Here is a 23,446-nt window from a genome sequence, read left to right on the forward strand (position 1 = left end):
GGCACCAACCATGTCCAATGAAGCCAAGCTCCGTGACTATCTCAAGCGGGCCACGACAGATCTGCGTCAGGCCCGGCAGCGACTGCGCGAGGTCGAGGAAAAGGCCCAGGAACCGATCGCGATCATCGGCATGGCCTGCCGGTACCCGGGCGGTGTGAACTCGCCGGAGGACCTGTGGCACTTGGTGTCCGAGGGCACCGACGCGATCTCGGGCTTCCCCACCGAACGCGGCTGGGACCTGGAGGCCCTCTACGACCCGGACCCGGAGTCCGCGGTTCCGGGGACCTGTTACGCGACGGGCGGCGGGTTCCTGCACGAGGCGGGGCGTTTCGACGCGGCGTTCTTCGGCATCAGCCCGGTCGAGGCGGCGGCGATGGACCCCCAGCAGCGCCTGCTGCTGGAGAACGCCTGGGAGGCCATCGAGCGGGCGGGCATCGACCCGACCACGCTGCGCGGCAGCGACACGGGCGTGTTCGCCGGTGTGATGGTGCAGGAGTACGTCTCCCGGCTGGCGAGCACGCCGGGGGAGATCGAGGGCTACGTGGGCACCGGCAACACGGCCAGTGTCGCCTCGGGCCGTATCGCCTACACCTTCGGGCTGGAGGGGCCGGCGATCACCGTCGACACCGCCTGCTCCTCCTCGCTGGTGGCCACCCACCTCGCCGTGCAGGCCCTGCGCCGCGGCGAGTGCGGCATGGCCCTGGCCGGCGGCGCCACGGTCATGGCGACGCCGACGACGCTCGTCGAACTGGGCCGGCAGCGGGGGCTGTCGGCCGACGGGCGGTGCCGTGCCTTCTCCGGCACCGCCAACGGCACCGGCTTCGCCGAGGGCAGCGCCATGCTGCTGCTCGAACCTCTCTCCCAGGCCCGCGCCAACAACCACCCGGTCCTCGCCGTCATCCGCGGCACCGCCGTCAACCAGGACGGCGCCAGCAACGGACTCACCGCACCGCACGGGCCTTCGCAGGAGCGCGTCATCCGCGCCGCGCTGACGGACGCCAACCTCGCGTCCACGGACGTCGACGCCATCGAGGCCCACGGCACCGGCACCACCCTCGGCGACCCCATCGAGGCCCAGGCGCTCCTCAACACCTACGGCCAGCACCGCACCACCGGCGCACCCGCCTACCTCGGCTCCATCAAGTCCAACATCGGCCACACCCAGGCCGCCGCGGGCGCCGCGGGCATCATCAAGATGGTCATGGCCATGCGCCATGAGGTCCTTCCCCGGACCCTGCACGTCGACGAGCCCACGCCCAAGGTCGACTGGGAGGCCGGAGCCGTCCGTCTCCTCGACCGTGAGCAGGCCTGGCCCGGCGGCGACCACCCGCGCCGTGCGGCCGTCTCCTCCTTCGGTATCAGCGGCACCAACGCCCACCTGATCATCGAGGAGCCCGTAGCGGCCGTGGAGGCCGACGAGCCGGCACCGGTCGTCGAGCCCGCACCGCGCACGGGCGCCACGCCCTGGCTCCTCACCGCCAAGACCCCTCAGGCCCTGCAGGAGCAGGCGGCACGCCTCCAGCACCACCTCCAGGCCAACCCCCACCACTCCCCCGCCGACATCGGCCACTCCCTCGCCACCACCCGCACCCACTTCCCCCACCGCGCCGTCATCACCGGCAGCCACACCGCCGCACTCGAGGCGCTCCAGCACGACGCGCCCCACTCCGACCTCGTGCGTACGGCCGGCGAGCCGGCGGCGGGCCTCGGCAGGACGGTGTTCGTCTTCCCCGGGCAGGGCTCGCAGTGGGCGGACATGGCACGGGAGTTGCTGGAGACCTCTCCGGTGTTCGCCGAGCGCGTCGAGGCGTGCGCGGAGGCACTCGCCCCGCACGTCGACTGGTCGCTGCTGGAGGTGCTGAAGGGCGTCGAGGGAGCCCCCTCCCTGGACCGTGTCGACGTCGTCCAGCCGGTGCTGTGGGCCGTGATGATCGGGCTCGCCGCGCAGTGGCAGGCCGCCGGCGTACGGCCCGACGCGGTCGTCGGCCACTCCCAGGGTGAGATCGCCGCGGCCTGCGTCGCCGGGGCGCTGTCCCTCGAGGACTCGGCGAAGATCGTGGCGCTGCGCAGCCAGGCCCTCGCGAGCCTCGCGGGCACGGGTGCCATGGGTTCGGTCGGCGCACCCGTGGAGCAGGTCCGCGCGCGCCTGGCCGGGCACGAGGGGCGCATCGAGATCGCGGCGGTCAACGGCCCGTCCTCCACCGTGGTCTCGGGCGACCCGGAGGCGGTGGACGCGCTGCTGGCCCGCTGCCAGGAGGAGGACATCGCGGCACGGCGGATCGCCGTGGACTACGCCTCGCACTCCGCGAGCGTGGAGCCCCTGCGCGAGCGGCTCGCGGACGCCCTGGCCGGCATCACGCCGGCCGCCTGCGACATCGCGTTCTACTCCAGCGTGACCGGCTCTCCGATCGACACGAGGGAACTCGACGCCGCGTACTGGTACCGCAACCTGCGCCGTCCGGTGGAGTTCGAGCGGGCGATCCGCTCGGCCGCCGCCGACGGGTACGGCGTCTTCGTCGAGTCCAGCCCGCACCCGGTGCTGACCATGGGCGTCGAGGAGGCTCTCGCCGACGCGGACTCCCCCACCGTCGTGGTGGGTTCGCTGCGCCGCGACCACGCCGCGGCCCGGCAGTTCCTGGCCAACGCCGCGCGCCTGTACGTCCAGGGCGTGCCGGTGGACTTCTCCCCGTGGCTGCCGGCCGGCGCCCGCGTCGACCTGCCCACGTACGCCTTCCAGCACGAGACCTTCTGGCTGCGGGACGCCGCCGGCGCGGCGCACGGCGACGCGGCCGGGTTCGGTCTCGGCGCCGGCGGCCATCCGCTGCTGGGCGCGGCGGTGACCCGCCCCGACGGGCGGGGCCGGGTGCTGACCGGCCGGATCTCCCTGCGCACCCACCCCTGGCTGGCCGACCACACCCTCGCCGGGGCGGTCCTGCTGCCCGCGTCGGCGCTCGTCGACCTCGCGGTCGCCGCGGGCGACCGCGTCGGGTGCGACCAGGTGGAGGAGCTCGCGTTCGAGACCCCGCTCGCGCTTCCCGCGCGCGCGGCCGTGGACCTGCGGGTGACCCTGGACCCCGACGGCCGGGGCCGCTGGTCGATGACGGTCCACTCCCGGCCCGCCGACGGCGCGGACGCCACCGGTGACGAGGCGGGCTGGACCCGGCACGCCACCGGCGTCCTCGCCGTGGGCAGCGCGGACGGCGACACCGCCGAGCTGGCCGTCTGGCCCCCGCACGGTGCCACCGCCGTGGCCACGGACACGCTCTACGACGACCTGGCCGCGGCCGGCTACGCCTACGGGCCCGCCTTCCGGGCCCTCACGGCGGCCTGGCGGCACGGCGACGACGTCTACGCCGAGGTGTGCCTCGCCGACGACGCCGACGCCACCGGCTACGGCGTGCACCCCGCACTCCTGGACGCCGCCTGGCACCTGCCGGCGTCCCACGCCCTGCCCGCCGTGCGCATGCCGGCCGCGGTCACGGGCGTGGAGCTGTACGCGACCGGGGCCCGTACTGCCCGCGTGCGGATCCGTCCCGTGGGGCGGGACGGCGTCGAGGTGCTGCTCGCCGACGCCATGGGCCTGCCCGTGCTGCGCATCGCCTCGCTGACCCTGCGCCCGGTGCCCTCGCAGCGTCCGGTCCCGGAGCCCTCCGGGGCCGGGGACTCCTTGTTCCGGCTGGAGTGGCCCGCCCTCGGCGGTTCGCTCAACTCGTCCGGTGGCGGCTCCGGTTGGGCCGTGCTCGGCTCCGAGGACCTCGGGCAGGCCGGTGCGGCCGCCCACCCGGGCCTGGCCTCGCTGGTGCGGGCCGTCGAGGAAGGCGCCGCCGTCCCCGCGGCCGTCCTCGTGCCCGTACCGCACATCGTCGGCGGCGGTCTGCCGCACGAGGGTGCCGGTGCCGTGACCGGTGCCCACACCGTCACCGCGGGCGTGCTCGCGCTCGTACAGGAGTGGCTCGCCCAGGACCGGCTGGCCGGCTCCCGCCTCGTCCTGATCACCCGTGGCGCGGTGGCCACCGCGCCGGACGAGGACGTCACCGACCTCGCCGGCGCGGCGGTGTGGGGTCTGCTGCGCTCCGCGCAGGCCGAGCACCCCGGCCGCTTCACCCTGCTCGACCTCGGCGCCGGCCCCGCCGACGCCGTCGCCGTGCACGGCGCCGTCGCCACCGCCCTGACGCACGACGAGCCCCAACTGGCCCTGCGCGAGGGCCGCGCCGTGGTCCCGCGCATGGCCCGGGTCGCCCCGGACGCCCTGACCGGGGGCACCGCCCCCGCCGCCGCGGGCACCGTGCTGATCACCGGCGGTACGGGCACCCTCGGCTCCCTTCTCGCACGCCACCTGGTCACGCGGCACGGGGTGCGGCACCTGCTGCTCACCAGCCGCCGTGGCCCGGACGCCGCCGGCGCGGACGCGCTGCGCGACGAACTCACCGCGCTCGGCGCCCACGTGACCATCGCCGCGTGCGACACCGCCGACCGCGACGCCCTCGCCGCGCTGATGGCCACCGTGCCCGCCGCGCACCCGCTGACCGCCGTCGTCCACACCGCCGGCGTCACCGACGACGCGGCGTTCGAGGCGCTGACCGCCGGCCGTCTGGGCGCCGTGCTGCGCCCGAAGGTCGACGCCGCCTGGCACCTGCACGAGCTGACCCGCGACATGGACCTGTCGGCGTTCGTGCTCTTCTCGTCCTTCGCCGGCACCGTCGGCAGCCCCGGCCAGGCCAACTACGCGGCCGCCAACACCTTCCTGGACGCCCTCGCCCAGCACCGCCGCGCCCAAGGGCTGCCCGCCACGTCCCTGGCCTGGGGCCTGTGGGAGCAGGCCAGCGGCATCACCGCCGCCCTGGACGACGCGGAGCTGGCGCGCATCGCGGCTTCCGGCGTCGCCGCGCTGCCCAGCGCGCGGGCACTGGCCCTGTTCGACCTGTCGCTGCGCGGACGGCTGCCGGTCCTGGCGCCCGTCGGCATCGACACCGACGCGCTGCGCGCCTCCTCCCAGCCGCTGCCCCCGGTCCTGCGCGGCCTGGTGCGCCGCCCCCGCCGTACCGCCGCCGGCTCCGCCGGGGCGGCCGCGGCCGACGGGCCGGCCGGCACCGGCGACGCCCACCGCGGGCGCGAACTGCTCGACCTCGTCCGTACGGAGCTCACCCGGCACCCCGCCGTCGCCCACGCCGTCGTGGTCGCCCGGGCGGAAGGCCGGGCCGCGGCCTACGTCCTGCCCGCCGAAAGCGGCGTCACCGGCGCCCGGCTGCTCGGCGAACTGGCCGGCCACCTGCCCGCGTCGCTGCTGCCCGCGGAGATCCTGACGGTCGACGAGATCCGCTCGCTGTCCTCGCGCACGGCGCGCGAGGAGCTGCTGTGCGGGCTCATCGCCGAGGTGCTGGGCCTGGCCCACGTCGGTGTCCACGACGGGTTCTTCGACCTCGGCGGGCACTCCCTGCTCGCCACCCGTCTCATCAGCCGCGTCCGCACCGTCCTGGGCGCCGAACTGTCCATCCAGGCGCTGTTCGAGGCGCCGAGCGCGGCCGCGCTGGCCGCCCTCCTGGACGACGACGGCGGCCGGCGGCGGGCCGCGCTCGTCCCGGCGGCCCGGCCCGAGGTGCTGCCCCTGTCCTTCGCCCAGCAGCGGCTGTGGTTCCTGCACAAGCTGGAGGGCCCCTCGGCGACGTACAACGTGCCGCTGGCCCTGTGGATGCGCGGCGGCCTCGACCGGGACGCCCTCGAAGCGGCCCTGGGCGACCTGCTCGTACGGCACGAGTCGCTGCGCACGGTCTTCCCCGAGCACGACGGCCTGCCCCACCAGCAGATCCTGGACGCCGGCCTGGCCCGCATGGAGCTGCACACCCGGCAGGTCGCCCCGCAGGAACTGGCGCAGGCGCTGACGGACGCCTCCCGGTACGAGTTCGACCTGTCGGCCGAGGTGCCGATCCGGGCCTGGCTGCTGGGCACCGGCCCCGAGGAGCACGTCCTGGTGGTGGTGCTCCACCACATCGCCGGTGACGGCTGGTCGATCGTGCCCCTGGCCCGCGACCTGGCCGCCGCCTACACCGCCCGTGGCGCCGGGCAGGCGCCCGACTGGCGGCCGCTGCCGGTGCAGTACGCGGACTACACGCTGTGGCAGCGCGAGCTGCTCGGCGACGCCTCCGACCCCGAGAGCCTGTTCGCCCGGCACGTCGCGTACTGGCGCGAGCAGCTGGCGGACCTGCCCGAGGTGGTGACCGCGCCCGCCGACCGGCCCCGCCCGGCCGTCGCCTCCTACACCGGCGAGGTCACCCGCTTCACCCTGGACCCCGATCTGCACCGGGCCCTGAGCGAGGTGGCCCGTGAGAACGACGCCACCGTGTTCATGGTGCTGCACGCCGCCATGGCGGCGCTGCTCACCCGCCTCGGCGCCGGCACCGACATTCCGCTGGGCAGTGGTGTGGCCGGCCGCATGGACGAGGCCCTCGACGACCTCGTGGGCTTCTTCGTCAACATGCTGGTGCTGCGCACCGACACCTCCGGAGACCCCACCTTCACCGAGCTCATCGCCCGGGTAAGGGAGACGAGCCTGGCCGCGTACGCCCACCAGGACGTACCGTTCGAGCACCTGGTGGAGGAGCTCAACCCGCAGCGCTCCACCGCCCACCACCCGCTGTTCCAGGTGGCGCTGACCCTGCAGAACAACGAGCAGGCGCGGTTCGACATGCCGGGCCTCGAGGTGCGCCCGGAGCTCGCGGGCACCGGCACCTCGCGCTTCGACCTGTTCTTCAGCCTCACCGAGAACCACGGCGAGGACGGCAAGCCCGCAGGCGTCGACGCGTACGTGGAGTACGCCACCGACCTCTTCGACGCCGCCACCGTCGACACGCTGATCTCCCGCTGGACCCGGCTGATGCGGACGGTGGTGGCCGAGCCCGGCCTGGCCATCGGGCAGGCCGACGTGGTCACCGCCCAGGAGCGCGAGGAGATCACCGGGGCGTGGCACGACCTCGCCGCGCTCCCGGCCGCAGAGACCCTGGCGGAGACCTTCCAGGGGCACGCGGCCCGCACCCCGCAGGCCGTCGCGGTCGTCGCGGACGGCGAAGCCGTCACCTACGAGGAGCTCAACGCGCGGGCCAACCGGATCGCGCACTGGCTGATCGCCCGGGGCATCGGCCCCGAGCGGCGCGTGGCCCTCATGTTCGAGCGCTCGTCCGAGCTGATCGCCGCGATGCTCGGCGTCCTCAAGGCGGGCGGGGCCTACCTGCCGATCGACCCGGACTACCCGGGCGACCGCGTCACCCACATGGTCGCCGACGCCGCCCCGGCCCTGGTCCTGACCACCGGCGCGCTGGCCGGGCTGCTGCCCGCCACCGTGTCCGCCGAGGCCGTCGCCGTCGACGCGCCCGCCGTCGCCCAGGCGCTGCGGGCCTGCCCGGACACCGACCCGGCCGACGCCGACCGGATCGCCGCGCTGCGCCCGTCCCACCCCGCCTACGTCATCTACACCTCCGGCTCCACGGGCACGCCCAAGGGCGTGGTCGTCGCGCACCAGGGCATCGCGAGCCTGGCCTCGACGCTGCGCCGCGCGTGCGTCGTCGACGGCGACTCCCGGGTGCTGCAGCTGTCCTCGCCGAGCTTCGACGCGGCCGTGCTGGAGATGGTCATGGCCTTCTCCTCGGGTGCCGCGCTGGTCGTCGGCGCCCGGGACCGGCTCATCGGCGAGGAGCTGGCGCAGGTCCTCGCCGACCGGCGGATCACGCACGCGCTCATCCCGCCGTCGGTGCTCGCCACGCTGCCCGCCGGCTCCGCCGAGCGGCTCACCGACTTCGCGACGCTGATCGTCGGCGCCGAGGCGTGTGCGCCCGACCTCGTCGAGCAGTGGTCGGCCGGTCGCCGGATGGTCAACGCCTACGGCCCCACCGAGTCCACCGTCTGCGCCGCCATCAGCGGCCCGCTGTCCGGCCGTCAGGCGCCGATCGGCCACCCGGTCGACGACGCGCGCGCCTACGTCCTGGACGAGCGGCTGCGGCTGGTGCCCCCGGGCGTCGCGGGAGAGCTCTACCTCGCGGGCGCCGGCCTGGCCCGCGGCTACCTCGGCCGGCCCGGCCTGAGCGCCGAGCGCTTCGTCGCCGACCCCTACGGCCCCGCGGGCTCCCGGATGTACCGCACCGGCGACATCGCCCGCTGGGGCACCGACGGCCTGCTGCAGTACGTCGGCCGCGCCGACCAGCAGGTCAAGATCCGCGGCTTCCGCATCGAGCCCGGCGAGATCGAGGCCGCGCTGCGCGCCCAGCACGGCGTGGCCCAGGCCGTGGTGGTCGTCCGTGAGGACACCCCCGGCGACCAGCGGCTCGTGGCCTACGTCGTGCCCGACGGCGAGGACGCCGGCGACGCCGCGGAGGCCGCCCCGGACGGCGTCGCGGACGCCGCCGGGGACGTCATCGCCGAGCAGGTGAGCGAGTGGCGTGAGATCTACGACTCCGTGTACACCGGCAAGGACGCCGAACGCGCGGGTCTGGGCGAGGACTTCCTCGGCTGGAACAGCTCCTACAGCGGCGAGCCCATCCCGCTCGAGGAGATGCGTGACTGGCGGGACGCCGCCGTCGCCCGGATCATGGAGTCGGCGCCGCGCCGGATCCTCGAGATCGGCGTCGGCTCCGGCCTGCTGCTGGGCCCGCTGGCCCCGCAGGTGGAGTCCTACTGGGCCACCGACTTCTCCGCGCCGACGATCCAGCGTCTGACCGAGCAGGTCGAGGCGGCCGGCTGGAGCGAGAAGGTCAAGCCGCGCTGCCAGTCCGCCGACGTCACCGACGGGCTGCCCACCGGCTTCTTCGACACCGTGGTGCTGAACTCGATCATCCAGTACTTCCCCGACGCCGACTACTTCGCCCGGGTCCTCGACGGTGCGCTGGGCCTGCTGGTCCCCGGCGGCCGCATCATCGTGGGCGACGTGCGCAGCCGCGGTTCGCTGCGGGCGTTCCACACCGCCATCCACGCGGGCCGCGCCGAGGAGGGCGGCGAGCTGAACGACGCCGCGCGGATGCGCGCCGCCGTCGAGCACGCCATGGTCGTGGAGAAGGAACTGGTCATCGAGCCGGACTTCTTCACCACCTGGGCCGCGGGCCACGCCGACCTCGGCGGGGTCGACATCCGCCTCAAGCGGGGCGCGTACCACAACGAGCTGACCCGCCACCGCTACGAAGTCGTCCTGCACAAGGCGCCGTCGGCCGCGGGCTCCGTGCCGCTCGCCGACGCCCCCGCCCTGCTGTGGGGCCGTGACCTCGACGGTCTCGAGGCGCTGCCCGGGCTGCTGGCCGGCCACGCCGGTCCGGTGCGGGTGACGGACATCGTCAACAGCCGCCTGGCCGCCGAGGTCGCCGCCTCGCGGGCCCTGTCCGAGGGTGCCTCGCCGGAGCGGATCCGCCGGATCCTGGAGCCGGCGGACGGCGGCCACGCGGGGCTGGACCCCGAGGCCCTGCACGAGTGGGGCGCCCGCCACGGCTACCGGGTCCTCGCGACCTGGTCGCCGCGCGCGGTGGACGCCTTCGACGCGGTGTTCCTGCCCGAGGGCACGGAGGGCGCCGGGGACGGCGGCACGGTCTACACCGGTGTCTACCGCCCGGCGGCCGGCACCGCCTCGCTGCGGGCGCTGACCAACAACCCGCTGGGGTCGCGGACGACCGGACAGCTGCTGGCCGGGCTCCGGGACGGGCTGCGCGAGCGGCTGCCGGAGTACATGGTGCCGTCCGCCGTCGTGGCGATCGACGCGGTGCCGCTGACGCCCAGCGGCAAGCTCGACCGGCGGGCCCTGCCCGCCCCCGACTACACCCCCACCGACGGCCGCGCCCCGCGCACCCCGCGCGAGGAGGCGCTGTGCGCCCTGTTCGCCGAGGTGCTGGGCCTGGCGCAGGTGGGTGTGGACGACGGGTTCTTCGACCTGGGCGGGCACTCCCTGCTCGCCACCCGTCTCATCAGTCGCATCCGCACCGTGCTCGGCGTGGAGCTGCCGTTGCGGGTGCTGTTCGAGTCCCCCACGGCCGCCGGCCTGGCCGAGCACCTCGACGGCGGTACGGGCCCGGGCGGCCCGGCGCGGGCGGAGCTGGTGCCCGCGGTGCGCCCGGACGTGCTGCCCCTGTCGTACGCGCAGCAGCGCCTGTGGTTCCTCCACAAGCTGGAGGGCCCCTCGGCCACCTACAACATGCCGCTGACCCTGACGCTGACCGGTGACCTCGACCGCGAGGCGCTTCAGGCCGCGCTGGACGACGTCGTGGCACGCCACGAGTCGCTGCGCACGATCCTCGCGGAGGGCGAGGACGGGCCGCGTCAGCTGATCCTGGACGCGAGCCGGGCGCGGGTGGAGCTGCACGCCGCCGACGTCACGCGGGAGGAGCTCGCACCGGCCCTGCGGGAGGCCGCGCGCCACGCGTTCGACCTGAGCACCGACATCCCCGTCCGCGCCTGGCTGTTCAGTACCGGCCCGACGGACCACGTGCTGCTGATCCTGCTGCACCACATCGCGGGTGACGGCTGGTCCATGGCGCCGCTCGCCGCCGACCTGGTCGCCGCCTACACCGCGCGCTGCCAGGGCGAGGAGTCGAGCCGGGAGCCGCTGCCGGTGCAGTACGCCGACTACACGCTGTGGCAGCGCGAGCTGCTCGGCGACGCCTCCGACCCCGACAGCCTGCTCAGCGGCCAGGTCGCGTACTGGCGCGAGCAGTTGGCCGGTCTCCCGGAGCAGGTCACCCTGCCCACCGACCGGCCGCGCCCCGCGCACGCCAGCTACACCGGCGACGTGGTGTGCTTCGCGCTCGACGCGGCGCTGCACCAGCGGCTCGTCGACCTGGCCCGTGCCCATGACGCCACGGTGTTCATGGTTCTCCAGGCTGCTCTGGCGACCCTGCTGACGCGTCTGGGCGCCGGCACGGACATTCCGCTCGGCTCGCCGATCGCCGGCCGTACCGACCAGGCGCTCGACGACCTGATCGGCGTCTTCGTCAACACCCTCGTCCTGCGCACCGACACCTCCGGCGACCCCACCTTCAGCGAACTCATCGCCCGGGTGCGGGAGACGAGCCTCGCCGCGTACGCCCACCAGGACGTACCGTTCGAGCACCTCGTCGAGGAACTCAACCCGCAGCGCTCCACCTCCCACCACCCGCTGTTCCAGGTCATGCTGGCCTGGCAGAACAACGCGGAGGCGGACTTCTCGCTGCCCGGTCTGCAGGTACGGACCGAGCCCACCGCCACCGGTGTCTCCCGCGTCGACCTGACCCTCAGCCTCGCCGAGAAGCAGGACGCCCACGGCCGGCCCGCCGGCATCGACGCCTTCGCCGAGTACGCCACGGACCTCTTCGACGCCGGGACCGTCACCACCCTCACCACCCGGCTGACCGGCCTCCTCGACACGCTCGCCGCCCACCCCGACCGGCCCGTCACCGACGCCGACGTCCTCACCACCGGGGAGCACGACCGGATCCGGGCCGACTGGGACGCCGCGCGGCGGCCCGTCCCGGCGAGGACCCTCGTCGAGGCGTTCGAGGAGCGGGTCGGGCTGGACCCGCACGCCGTCGCCGTCGTCGCGGGCGCGGCCTCGCTCACGTACGCGCAGCTCGACGCGCGGGCGAACCGGCTCGCCCGGGACCTGGTCGACCGGGGCGTCGGCACGGAGCACGTCGTGGCGATCGCCATGCCGCGTTCCGTCGGCTTCGTCGTCGCCGTCCTGGCCGTGGTGAAGGCGGGCGGCACGTACGTCTCGCTGGACGAGCGGTACCCCGAGAGCCAGGTCCGCCTGATGTGGGCCGACAACGACGTCTCGCTGCTGCTGACCGACTCGCCGTCGCGCGTGCCGCAGTTCGTGCCCGGGGAGCAGGTGCTGCTGCTGGGCGACGACGCCGGGGACGCCGACGTCCCCGCCGCCGCGGCCCGCGACTTCGCGACTCCCGTCTCGCCCGATCAGCTGGCGTGTGTCGTCTACACGTCCGGCTCGACCGGCAAGCCGAAGGGCATCGCGCTCACGCACGCCGCCATCGCGGCGCTGAGCGACGACCCGGACGTGGGCCGGCACGCCGGGCGCGTCCTGCTCCACTCGCCGACCGCCTGGGACGCCCTGCCCTTCGAACTGTGGGTCCCGCTGCTGCTCGGCGGTCAGGTCGTGATCGCGCCGGACGTACGGCTCGACGCCGCGGGCCTGCGCGACGTCATCGTCGAGCACCGCATCACCTCGATGTGGATCACCGCCGGTCTGTTCAAGGTGATGGCCGAGGAGTGCCCGGAGGCCTTCCGCCACATGGGCCAGGTCTTCACCGGCGGTGAAGTGGTGCCGCCCGCCGCGGTCCGGCGGGTGATGGACGCCTGCCCGGACGTCGTGGTCGTCAACGGCTACGGCCCCGGCGAGACCACCACCTTCGCCTCGCTGCACGTCATGGAGGAGCGCCACGCCCTCGAGCCGGTGCTGCCCATCGGCCGCCCGATCGCGAACAAGCGCGTCTACGTCCTGGACGACCGGCTGCGGCTGGTCCCGCCCGGGGTCGCGGGTGAGCTGTACGTCTCCGGCGCCGGCATGGCGCGCGGCTACATCCACCAGCCCGCGCTCAGCTCCCAGCGCTTCGTCGCCGACCCGTACGGTCCGGCGGGGGCGCGGATGTACCGCACGGGCGACCTGGCGCGCTGGAACCGCGACGGCCGGCTGGAGTTCGTCGGCCGGGCCGACCACCAGGTCAAGGTCCGGGGCTTCCGGATCGAGCCCGGCGAGGTCGAGTCGGCGCTGCGCGAGCTGCCCGGGGTGACCCAGGCCGCCGTGCTCGTCCACGAGGTCCAGGAGGGCGACCGCCGTCTGGTGGCCTACGTCGTCACGGCGGACGGCGCGGAACTGCCGCCGTCCGCCGCACGGGACGCGCTGCGGCAGCGGCTGCCGGAGTACATGGTGCCGTCGGCGGTCGTGACCCTGTCCGCGCTGCCCCTGACGCTCAACGGCAAGCTGGACCGCAAGGCCCTGCCCGCGCCCGACTTCTCCGGCCTCGTCACCGGGCGCGCCCCGCGCACCCCGCGCGAGGAGGCGCTGTGCGCCCTGTTCGCCGAGGTGCTCGGCCTGGACCGGGTCGGCGCGGACGACGGGTTCTTCGACCTGGGCGGGCACTCGCTGCTCGCCACGCGCCTGGTCAGCCGCATCCGTACCGTGCTCGGCGTCGAGGTGCCGCTGCGGGACCTGTTCGAGTCCCCCACGGTCGCCGGCCTGGCCGAGCGGCTCGACGGGGCCGGCGGGCCCCGGCGCGCGGAGCTGGTGCCCGCGGTGCGCCCGGACGTGCTGCCCCTGTCGTACGCCCAGCAGCGCCTGTGGTTCCTCCACAAGCTGGAAGGGCCGTCGGCCACCTACAACATGCCGCTGGCGCTGCGCCTGACCGGCGACCTTGACCGCGCCGCCCTGCAGGCCGCGCTCGGCGACGTCGTGGCACGCCACGAGTCGCTGCGCACGGTCTTCGGCCACACCGGCGGCGAGCCCCGGCAGACGGTCCTCGCCGCCGCGGACGCCCGCATCGGCTGGGAGGTCCAGGAGGTCGACGAGCGGGAGCTCGACGAGCGGATGTCGCGGGCCGCGCGCCACGCGTTCGACCTGAGCACCGACATCCCCGTCCGCGCCTGGCTGTTCGGCACCGGTCCGACGGACCACGTGCTGCTGATCCTGCTGCACCACATCGCGGGTGACGGCTGGTCGGTCGCGCCGCTGGCCGAGGACCTGGTCGCCGCGTACACCGCGCGCTGCCAGGGCGGGGAGCCCGGCTGGGAGCCCCTGCCGGTGCAGTACGCGGACTACACCCTGTGGCAGCGCGAGCTGCTCGGCGACGCCACCGACCCCGAGAGCCTGCTCAGCGGCCAGGTCGCGTACTGGCGCGAGCAGCTGGCGGACCTCCCGGAGCAGGTCACCCTGCCCACGGACCGGCCGCGCCCCGCGCACGCCAGCTACACCGGCGACGTCCTGCACTTCGAGCTGGACGCCGACCTGCACCGGGCCCTGAACGACCTGGCCCGCGCCCACGACGCCACGGTGTTCATGGTTCTCCAGGCTGCTCTGGCGACCCTGTTCACGCGTCTGGGCGCCGGCACGGACATTCCGCTCGGCTCGCCGATCGCCGGCCGTACCGACCAGGCGCTCGACGACCTCGTCGGCGTCTTCGTCAACACCCTCGTCCTGCGCACCGACACCTCCGGCGACCCGACGTTCACCGAGCTCATCGCCCGGGTACGGGAGACGAGCCTCGCCGCATACGCCCACCAGGACGTACCGTTCGAGCACCTCGTGGAAGAGCTCAACCCGCAGCGCTCCACGGCGCACCATCCGCTGTTCCAGGTCATGCTCTCCTGGCAGAACAACGCCCAGGCCGACTTCGCGCTGCCCGGCCTCACGGCCCGGCCCGTGCACTCGGCGACCGGCGTCTCCCGCCTCGACCTGACCCTCAGCCTCGCCGAGAGCCGCGACGCCGAGGGCGGGCCCGCCGGGATCACGGCGATGGCCGAGTACGCGACGGACCTCTTCGACGCCGCGACCGTCCGCACGCTCGTCGAGCGCTGGACCCGTCTCCTGCACACCCTCGCGGCCCACCCCGACGAGCCCGTCGGCACGGCCGGCATCCTCACCTCCGACGAGTACGACCAGGTCGTCACCGAGTGGAACACCACCGCTCAGGACGTCCCGGCCACGACGCTGCCGGAGCTGTTCGCCGCCCAGGCCGCGCGTACGCCGCAGGCCACCGCGCTCGTCTTCGGGGACGCCGAGCTGACCTACGCGCAGCTCGACGCCCGCGCGAACCGGCTGGCGCACCTGCTGGTCGAGCGCGGGGTCCGCCCCGGCGGCACCGTCGGGGTGGCGCTGCCCCGCTCGGTCGAGCTGGTCGTCGCCCTGCTCGCCGTGCACAAGGCGGGTGCGGCCTATCTGCCGCTGGATCTGGACTACCCGGCCGAGCGCCTCGCCTTCATGCGCGCCGACGCCCGTCCGGCCTTCGTCCTCGACGATCCCGCTCTCGTCGCCGAGGTGACGCGGGGCGCGGACGGCGCGGACGGCGGTCCGGCCGTGGCGTTCTCCCCGGAGCTCCCGGCGTACGTGATCTACACCTCGGGTTCCACCGGCACCCCCAAGGGCGTCGTCGTCCCGCAGCGGGGCATCGTCAACCGCCTCCTGTGGATGCAGCACGCGTACGGCCTCGGGGCCGACGACCGCGTGCTGCAGAAGACGCCGTCGAGCTTCGACGTGTCCGTGTGGGAGTTCTTCTGGCCGCTGATCACCGGCGCGACGCTGGTGGTGGCCGCCCCCGAGGGGCACAAGGACCCCGCCTACCTGGCGGGCCTGATCCAGGAGCGGGGCGTCACGACGGCCCACTTCGTGCCGTCCATGCTGGACGTCTTCCTCACCGAGCCCGCCGCCGCGCGCTGCACCGGTCTGCGCCGGGTGATGTGCAGCGGTGAGGCACTGCCGGCCGAGCTGGCGGACCGGTTCCACGCGACCGTCGACGCCGAGCTGCACAACCTCTACGGCCCCACCGAGGCCTCGGTGGACGTCACCTTCTGGCAGACCGCCCCGTCCACGGACGCGGGTGCCGGAGTGGTGCCGATCGGCCGGCCCGTGTGGAACACGCGGACGTACGTGCTCGACGCGGCGCTGCGGCCGGTCCCGCCGGGCGTGGCGGGCGAGCTGTACCTCGCCGGCACCCAGCTGGCCCACGGCTACCTGGGCCGCCCCGGGCTGACGGCCGAGCGGTTCACGGCCGATCCGTTCGGCGCGCCGGGCGAGCGCATGTACCGCACCGGCGACCTCGCCCGCTGGACGCGGGCCGGGGTGCTGGAGTTCCTCGGCCGCCTGGACGACCAGGTCAAGATCCGTGGCTTCCGCATCGAGCTCGGCGAGATCGAGGCGGCGCTCGCCCGGCACCCGTCGGTCGCCCGCGCGGTCGTCGTGGCACGGCAGAACCGGCTGGTCGCCTACGTGGTGCCCGCCGCCGGCGACGGGGAGCGGGACGGGCTCGACACGGACGGGATCCGTGCGGCCCTGCACGCCTCGCTGCCCGAGTACATGGTCCCCGCGGCCTTCGTCACGCTGCCCGAGCTGCCGCTCACCGCGAACGGCAAGCTCGACCGCAAGGCCCTGCCCGAACCCGACTTCACGCGTGCGGTGTCCGGCCGGGCACCGCGTACGGACCGGGAGCGGGCGCTGTGCGCGGCGTTCGCCGAGGTGCTCGGCCTGGACGAGGTCGGCGCCGACGACGACTTCTTCGCGCTGGGCGGCCATTCGCTGATGGTGATGCGCCTGGTCAGCCGGGTCCGCGACGGCCTGGGCGCCGAGGTCTCCGTCCGTACCGTGTTCGAGGCCCCGACGCCGGCCCGGCTGGCGGAGCGGCTCGGCGACGGCGGGCCGGTGCGGCCGGCCCTGACGGCGGGCGGACGTCCCGAGGTGCTGCCGCTGTCGTTCGCGCAGCAGCGCCTGTGGTTCCTGCACGAGCTGGAGGGCCCCTCGGCGACGTACAACATGCCGATGGCCCTGCGCCTGACCGGCGACCTCGACCGCGCCGCCCTGGAGGCCGCCCTCGGCGACGTCGTGGCACGCCACGAGTCGCTGCGCACGGTCTTCACCAAGACCGACGGTGCGGCCCGGCAGACGGTCCTCGCCACCGGGGACGCGCGCGTCGACTGGGAACTTCTGCACACCACCGAGGAGGAGCTCCCCGCGGCCCTCGAGGCCGCCGCCCGCGACACCTTCGACCTCGCGGTCGATCTGCCCGTCCGGGCCCGGCTGTTCGCCACCGGACCGGCCGAGCACGTGCTGCTGATCCTGCTGCACCACATCGCGGGTGACGGCTGGTCCCTGGCGCCGCTGGCCCGTGACCTGGTCGCGGCCTACACCGCGCGCTGCCGGGGCGAGGAGCCCGGCTGGCAGCCGCTGCCGGTGCAGTACGCGGACTACACGCTGTGGCAGCGCGAGCTGCTCGGCGACGCCACCGACCCGGACAGCGTCCTCAGCGGCCAGGTCGCCTACTGGCGCGAGCAGTTGGCCGGTCTCCCGGAGCAGGTCACCCTGCCCACCGACCGGCCGCGCCCCGCACAGTCCAGCTACACCGGTGACATCGCGCAGTTCGCGATCGGCGCCGAGCTGCACAGGGGTCTCACGGATCTCGCGCGGGCCCATGACGCCACGGTGTTCATGGTGCTGCAGGCCGCTCTGGCGGCCTTGATGACGCGCCTGGGCGTGGGCACGGACATTCCGCTGGGCTCGCCCATCGCGGGCCGCACGGACCAGGCGCTCGACGACCTGATCGGTGACTTCGTCAACACCCTCGTGCTGCGCACGGACACCTCCGGCGATCCGACGTTCGCCGAGCTCATCGCCCGCGTGCGGGAGACGAGCCTGGCCGCGTACGCCCACCAGGACGTACCGTTCGAGCACCTCGTCGAGGAACTCAACCCGCAGCGCTCGACGGCCCATCACCCGCTGTTCCAGGTGATGCTGGCCTGGCAGAACAACGAGCAGGCGGACTTCGCCCTGCCGGGTCTGACGGTCCGGCCCGAGGCCGCCACCACGGGCGTCTCGCGCCTCGACCTGACGCTCAGCCTCGTCGAGCGTCACGACGGCGAGGGCCGGCCGGACGGCATCGACGCCTTCGCCGAGTACTCCACCGATCTCTTCGACCTCGACACCGTCACGGGCCTCACCGCACGCTGGACGGCCCTTCTGCACGCCTTCGTCGCTCAGCCCGAGCGGCCTGTCGGTGACGCCGACATCCTCACCGCCGAGGAGCACGGGCGCTTCCTCGCGGAAGCGGCCGGGGCGAAGACGTCCGGCGACCTTCCTGCCGGCGCGCCGACCCTGCTCGAGTCGTTCCTGGCTCAGGTGGCCGGTACGCCGGACGCGGTCGCGCTGGAGGGCGGCGGCGTGGAGCTGTCGTACGCGGAGCTCGACGCGCGGGCCAACCGGATGGCGCACTGGCTGACCGGCCAGGGCACCGGACCCGACCGGACCGTCGCCGTCCTCCTCGAACGCACCCCGGACCTGATCGTCACCCTCCTGGGCATCCTCAAGACCGGCGCGGCCTACCTGCCGCTCGACCCCGGATACCCGGCGGCATACGTGAGCCGTCTGCTCACCGACGCCGCGCCGGACCTGGTCGTCACCGCCGGTCCGCTCGCGGACCTGGCGGGCGGCGCGGCCGCCGACGTCGTCCTTCTCGACGACCCGGAGACGGCCGCCGCCCTCGCCGCGCAGCCGGACACCGAGCCGGGGCAGTCGCTCCGGCCGGAGCTGCCCGCCTGTGTGCTGACCGTCTCGGGTTCCGAGCGCGTCGTGGTCCCGCACGAGGGCATCGCGGCTCTGGCCGCGTCGCTCAAGCGCGAAGGCGTCGCGAACGCCGACGCCCGTGTGCTGGCGCTGGCTTCGCCGGCGTCGGGGGCGGCCGTGCTCGAACTCGTCACGGCCCTCGCCTCGGGTGCCACCCTGGTGTTCGCCGGCCGGGAGCGTCCCGCCGGCGAGGAGCTGGCCCGGGAGCTGGCCGACCGCCGGATCACCCACGCGCTCGTCGCGCCCTCGGCGCTGGCGGCGCTGCCCGGCGGCTCCGCCGAGCGGCTGACGGACCTCACCACGCTGATCGTCGGCGCCGAGCCGTACCCGACCGGCCTGATCGAGCAGTGGTCTGCCGGTCGCCGGGTAGTGGAGACGTTCGGCGCCGCCGGACTCCCGCTCGTCGCGCCCCGGTCGTACGTCCTGGACGAGCGGCTGCGCTTCGTGCCCGCGGGCGTGCCCGGTGAGCTCTACGTCGCCGGCCCCGCCGCGACGGCCGGTGCCACCGGCGTCGCCGACCCCCACGGTCCGGCGGGGACGCGGATGTTCCGCACCGGGGACGTGGCGCGGCGGGACGGCGCCGGCCGGGTGCGGCTGGTCGGCCGTACCGACGGCCGGGTCACCGTCCACGGCGTCCTCGTCGACCCCGCCGAGGTCGAGGCCGCGCTGCGCGGCCGGCCCGGCGTGGCGCAGGCGGCGGTGACGGTCCGCGAGGAGACGCCCGGCGACCGGCGACTGGTGGCCTACGTGGTGCCGGTCGTCGCGACCGAGTTCTCCGCGGCCCGCGTCCGCGAGGATCTCAGGTACCAGTTGCCCGCGCCCATGGTGCCGTCGGCGGTCGTGGCGGTCCCCGTGCTGCCGCTCACGCCCGACGGCGCCCTGGACCGGGCGGCCCTGCCGGAGCCGGACTACGCCCCCGTCGTGGACCGCGGTCCGCGCACCCCGCGCGAAGAGCTGCTGTGCGGCCTGTTCGCCGAGGTCCTGGAGCTGGACCGGGTCGGCGTGGACGACGGCTTCTTCGGCCTGGGCGGGCACTCGCTGCTCGCCACGCGCCTGGTCGGCCGCATCCGCAGGGCGCTCGGCGTCGAGCTGCCGCTGCGGGCCCTGTTCGAAACCCCGACCGTGGCCGGCCTGGCCAAGCGGCTCGACAAGGCCAGCGGGCCCCGGCGGGCGGAGCTGGTGCCCGCGGCGCGTCCCGAGGTGCTGCCGCTGTCGTTCGCGCAGCAGCGCCTGTGGTTCCTGCACGAGCTGGAGGGCCCCTCGGCGACGTACAACATGCCGATGGCCCTGCGCCTGACCGGCGACCTCGACCGCCAGGCCCTGGAGGCCGCACTCGGCGACGTCGTGGCACGCCACGAGTCGCTGCGGACCCTGTTCACCCAGGTGGACGGCGAGCCCCGGCAGACGGTCCTCGCCGCTGCGGACACCCGCATCGACTGGGAGGTCCAGGACGTCGACGAGCGGGAGCTCGACGAGCGGATGGCCCAGGCCGCGCGCCACGCGTTCGACCTGAGCACCGACATCCCGGTGCGTGCCTGGCTGTTCGGCACCGGACCGGCCGAGCACGTGCTGCTGATCCTGCTGCACCACATCGCGGGTGACGGCTGGTCCCTGGCGCCGCTGGCGCGTGACCTCGCGGGTGCCTACGCCGCGCGGAGCCGTGGCGAGGAGCCGGGCTGGGAGCCGCTGCCGGTGCAGTACGCGGACTACACGCTGTGGCAGCGCGAGCTGCTCGGCGACGCCTCCGACGCGGAGAGCGTCCTCAGTGGCCAGGTCGCGTACTGGCGCGAGCAGTTGGCCGGTCTCCCGGAGCAGGTCACCCTGCCCACCGACCGGCCGCGCCCCGCGCACGCCAGCTACATGGGCGACGTCCTGCACTTCGAGCTGGACGCCGGGTTGCACCGGGCCCTGAACGACCTGGCCCGTGCCCACGACGCCACGGTCTTCATGGTGCTGCAGGCATCCCTGGCCACCCTGCTCACGCGGCTCGGCGCGGGCACGGACATTCCGCTCGGCTCGCCCATCGCGGGCCGCACGGACCAGGCGCTCGACGATCTGATCGGTGACTTCGTCAACACGCTGGTGCTGCGCACGGACACGTCGGGCGACCCGACGTTCGCCGAGCTCATCGCCCGCGTGCGGGAGACGAGCCTGGCCGCGTACGCCCACCAGGACGTACCGTTCGAGCACCTCGTCGAAGAGCTCAACCCGCAGCGCTCGACGGCCCACCACCCGCTGTTCCAGATCATGCTGGCCTGGCAGAACAACGCCCGGGCAGACTTCGCCCTGCCGGGTCTGACGGCCCGGCCCGAGCCCGCCGCCACCGGCGTCTCCCGTGTCGACCTGACCCTCAGCCTCGCCGAGAAGCAGGACGCGCACGGCCGTGCCGCCGGCATCGACGGGTACGCGGAGTACGCCACCGACCTCTTCGACCCCGGCACCGTCTCCGCCCTCACCGGACGCTGGACGGACCTTCTCCACGCCCTCGTCGCCCACCCGGACCGTCCCATCGCCCGGGCCGAGGTCCTCACCGACCGCGAACGGGCGCTGGTCCACACCGAGTGGAACGACACCGTCCGGGAGGTCCCGGACGCGACGGTCGCGGAGTTGTTCGCCGCGCAGGCCGCCCGTACGCCGCGGGCCACCGCGCTCGTCGTCGACGGCGTGGAGCTGACGTACGCGGAGCTCGACGCGCGGGCCAACCGGATGGCGCACTGGCTGACCGGCCGCGGCGCCGGACCCGACCGGACCGTCGCCGTCCTCCTCGAACGCACCCCGGACCTGATCGTCACCCTGCTCGGCGTCCTCAAGACCGGCGCGGCCTACCTGCCGGTCGACCCCGAGTACCCGGCGGACCGGGTGGCCCACGTGGTCACGGACGCGGCTCCGGCCCTGGTCGTCACCACCGGTGCGCTCGCGGGGCTGCTGCCCGAGCCGGAGGCGGCCGGCGTCGTCGCCCTCGACGGCCCGGAGACGGCCGCGGCTCTCGCCGCGCAGCCGGACACCGACCCCGGGCGGCGGCCGCGGCCGTCCCACCCGGCCTACGTGATCTACACCTCGGGCTCCACCGGCACCCCCAAGGGCGTCGTCGTGCCGCACGGCGCGCTGGTGAACTTCCTCGCGGACATGGCCGAGCGCTTCCCGCTGGACGCCGGTGACCGCTGGGTCGGAGTGACGACCGTCGGGTTCGACATCTCCGCGCTGGAGATCTATCTGCCGCTGATCAGCGGTGCGGCGCTGGTGCTGGCCGACCGCGACACGGTGCGGACCCCGCAGGCGCTGGCCGACCTCGTCGTCGGCAGCAAGGCGTCCATCGCACAGGCCACGCCGACCCTGTGGCGTGCCCTCGCCGAGGAGCGGCCCGACGCGCTCGACGGGCTGCGGGTCCTCGTCGGCGGCGAGGCCCTGCCGTCCGACCTCGCGCGGACGCTGACCGCGCACGCGGCGGAGGTGACGAACCTCTACGGGCCGACGGAGACCACCATCTGGTCCACCGCCGCTCCCGTACGGGCCGGAGCCGCCCCCGTCATCGGCGCGCCGATCGCCAACACCCGCACGTACGTGCTGGACGAGCGGCTGGGTCTGGTGCCGCCGGGCGTGCCCGGAGAGCTGTACATCGCCGGATCCGGTCTGGCCCTCGGCTACCTGGGCCGGCCCGGGCTGAGCGCCGAGCGCTTCGTGGCCGACCCCTACGGTCCGGCCGGCGCGCGGATGTACCGTACCGGCGACCTGGTCAGCTGGGACCGGGACGGCAGCCTCCGGTACATCGGCCGGGCGGACCAGCAGGTCAAGGTCCGCGGGTTCCGCATCGAGCCCGGCGAGATCGAGGCCGCGCTGTGCGAGCAGCCCGGCGTGTCGCAGGCCGTCGTGGTGGTCCGCGAGGACACGCCGGGAGACCGGCGGCTGGTGGCCTACGTCGTGCCGGGTGACGGCACGACGCCCGACGCGCCGCAGTCGCGTGACCTGCTGCGCCGGCGCCTGCCGGAGTACATGGTGCCGTCGGCGGTCCTGACCGTCCCCGCGCTGCCGCTCACGCCCAACGGCAAGCTGGACCGGCGGGCGCTGCCCGCCCCGGACTACGCCTCCACCGGCGGGCGCGCACCGCGCACCCCGCGCGAGGAGGTGCTCGGCGCCCTGTTCCGCGAGGTGCTGGGCGTCGACCGGGTCGGCGTCGACGAGGGCTTCTTCGACCTGGGCGGGCACTCGCTGCTCGGCGCCCGGCTGATCAGCCGCATCCGTGCGGTGCTGGGGGTCGAACTGCCGCTGCGGGCCTTGTTCGAGACGCCGACGGTGGCCGGACTGGCACGCCGGATCGACGGCGGCGAGAGCGGGAGCGACGCGTTCGACGTGGTCCTGCCGCTGCGTCCGCAGGGCCGGCACGCGCCGCTGTTCTGCATCCACCCCGGCGGCGGCCTGAGCTGGTCGTACGCCGGTCTGCTCCCGCACCTGGACCCGGACTTCCCGGTCTACGGCATCCAGGCGCGCGGACTGTCCGAGCGGGACCATCTGCCGCGGTCCGTCGAGGAAGTGGCCGAGGACTACATCGGCGAGATCACCCGGATCCAGCCGGAGGGGCCGTACTACCTGCTGGGCTGGTCCTTCGGCGGCGTCGTGGCCCACGCCATGGCCGCGAAGCTGCGCGAGCGCGGCCGGGAGGTGCCGCTGGTCGTCATCCTGGACGCCCAGCCCGCCCGGCCCAGGACGGAGGAGGAGCTGGCGGAGGAGGCGACGCTGGACGCGTCCATGGTCTACCTGACGCTGCTCAAGGCGCTCGGCGTGGACACGGACGCCCTGCCGGGCCAGGTGGCGGGCGAGCCGGTCACGTACGAACGGTTCGTCGAGATCGCCCGGGAGCGGAACTCGGTCTTCGCGGACTTCGAGGAGGAGCAGATCACCGCGATCCTCAACGTGATGATCAATGACATCCGCATCAGCCCCGAGTACCGGCACGGGCGCGTGACGGCCGACGCCCTGGTCTTCGCCGCCACGGACAAGCCGAAGGACGTGCTCACGCCGGGCGTGTGGGACCCGTACTTCGACGGGGCGGTCGACTTCCACGAGGTGGACTGCGAGCACGCCGCGATGGCGACGCCCGAATCGCTGCGGGTCATCGGTCCGGTCCTGGCGGAGAAGCTGAGCAAGCTCGTGCGGTAGGCGGGAACGGCACAC

1 protein-coding gene is annotated in these 23,446 nt (G+C 74.7%); it reads left to right on the plus strand.

From position 1 onward, the window contains the following. The first annotated feature begins 10 nt into the window (after window positions 1–10). Complete coding sequence (locus tag AB0G59_RS12090; RefSeq protein ID WP_360910616.1) at window positions 11–23,431, plus strand: non-ribosomal peptide synthase/polyketide synthase; 23,421 nt, start codon at window positions 11–13, stop codon at window positions 23,429–23,431. Window positions 23,432–23,446: the final 15 nt, after the last annotated feature.

Origin of the sequence: Streptomyces sp. NPDC021096, assembly GCF_040641275.1 — a bacterium.
In the GTDB taxonomy this organism is placed as follows: domain Bacteria; phylum Actinomycetota; class Actinomycetes; order Streptomycetales; family Streptomycetaceae; genus Streptomyces.

Excerpts from the sequence above, each read along its gene's own strand:
- AB0G59_RS12090 (WP_360910616.1), top strand. The coding sequence starts at position 11 with ATGTCCAATGAAGCCAAGCTCCGTGACTATCTCAAGCGGGCCACGACA.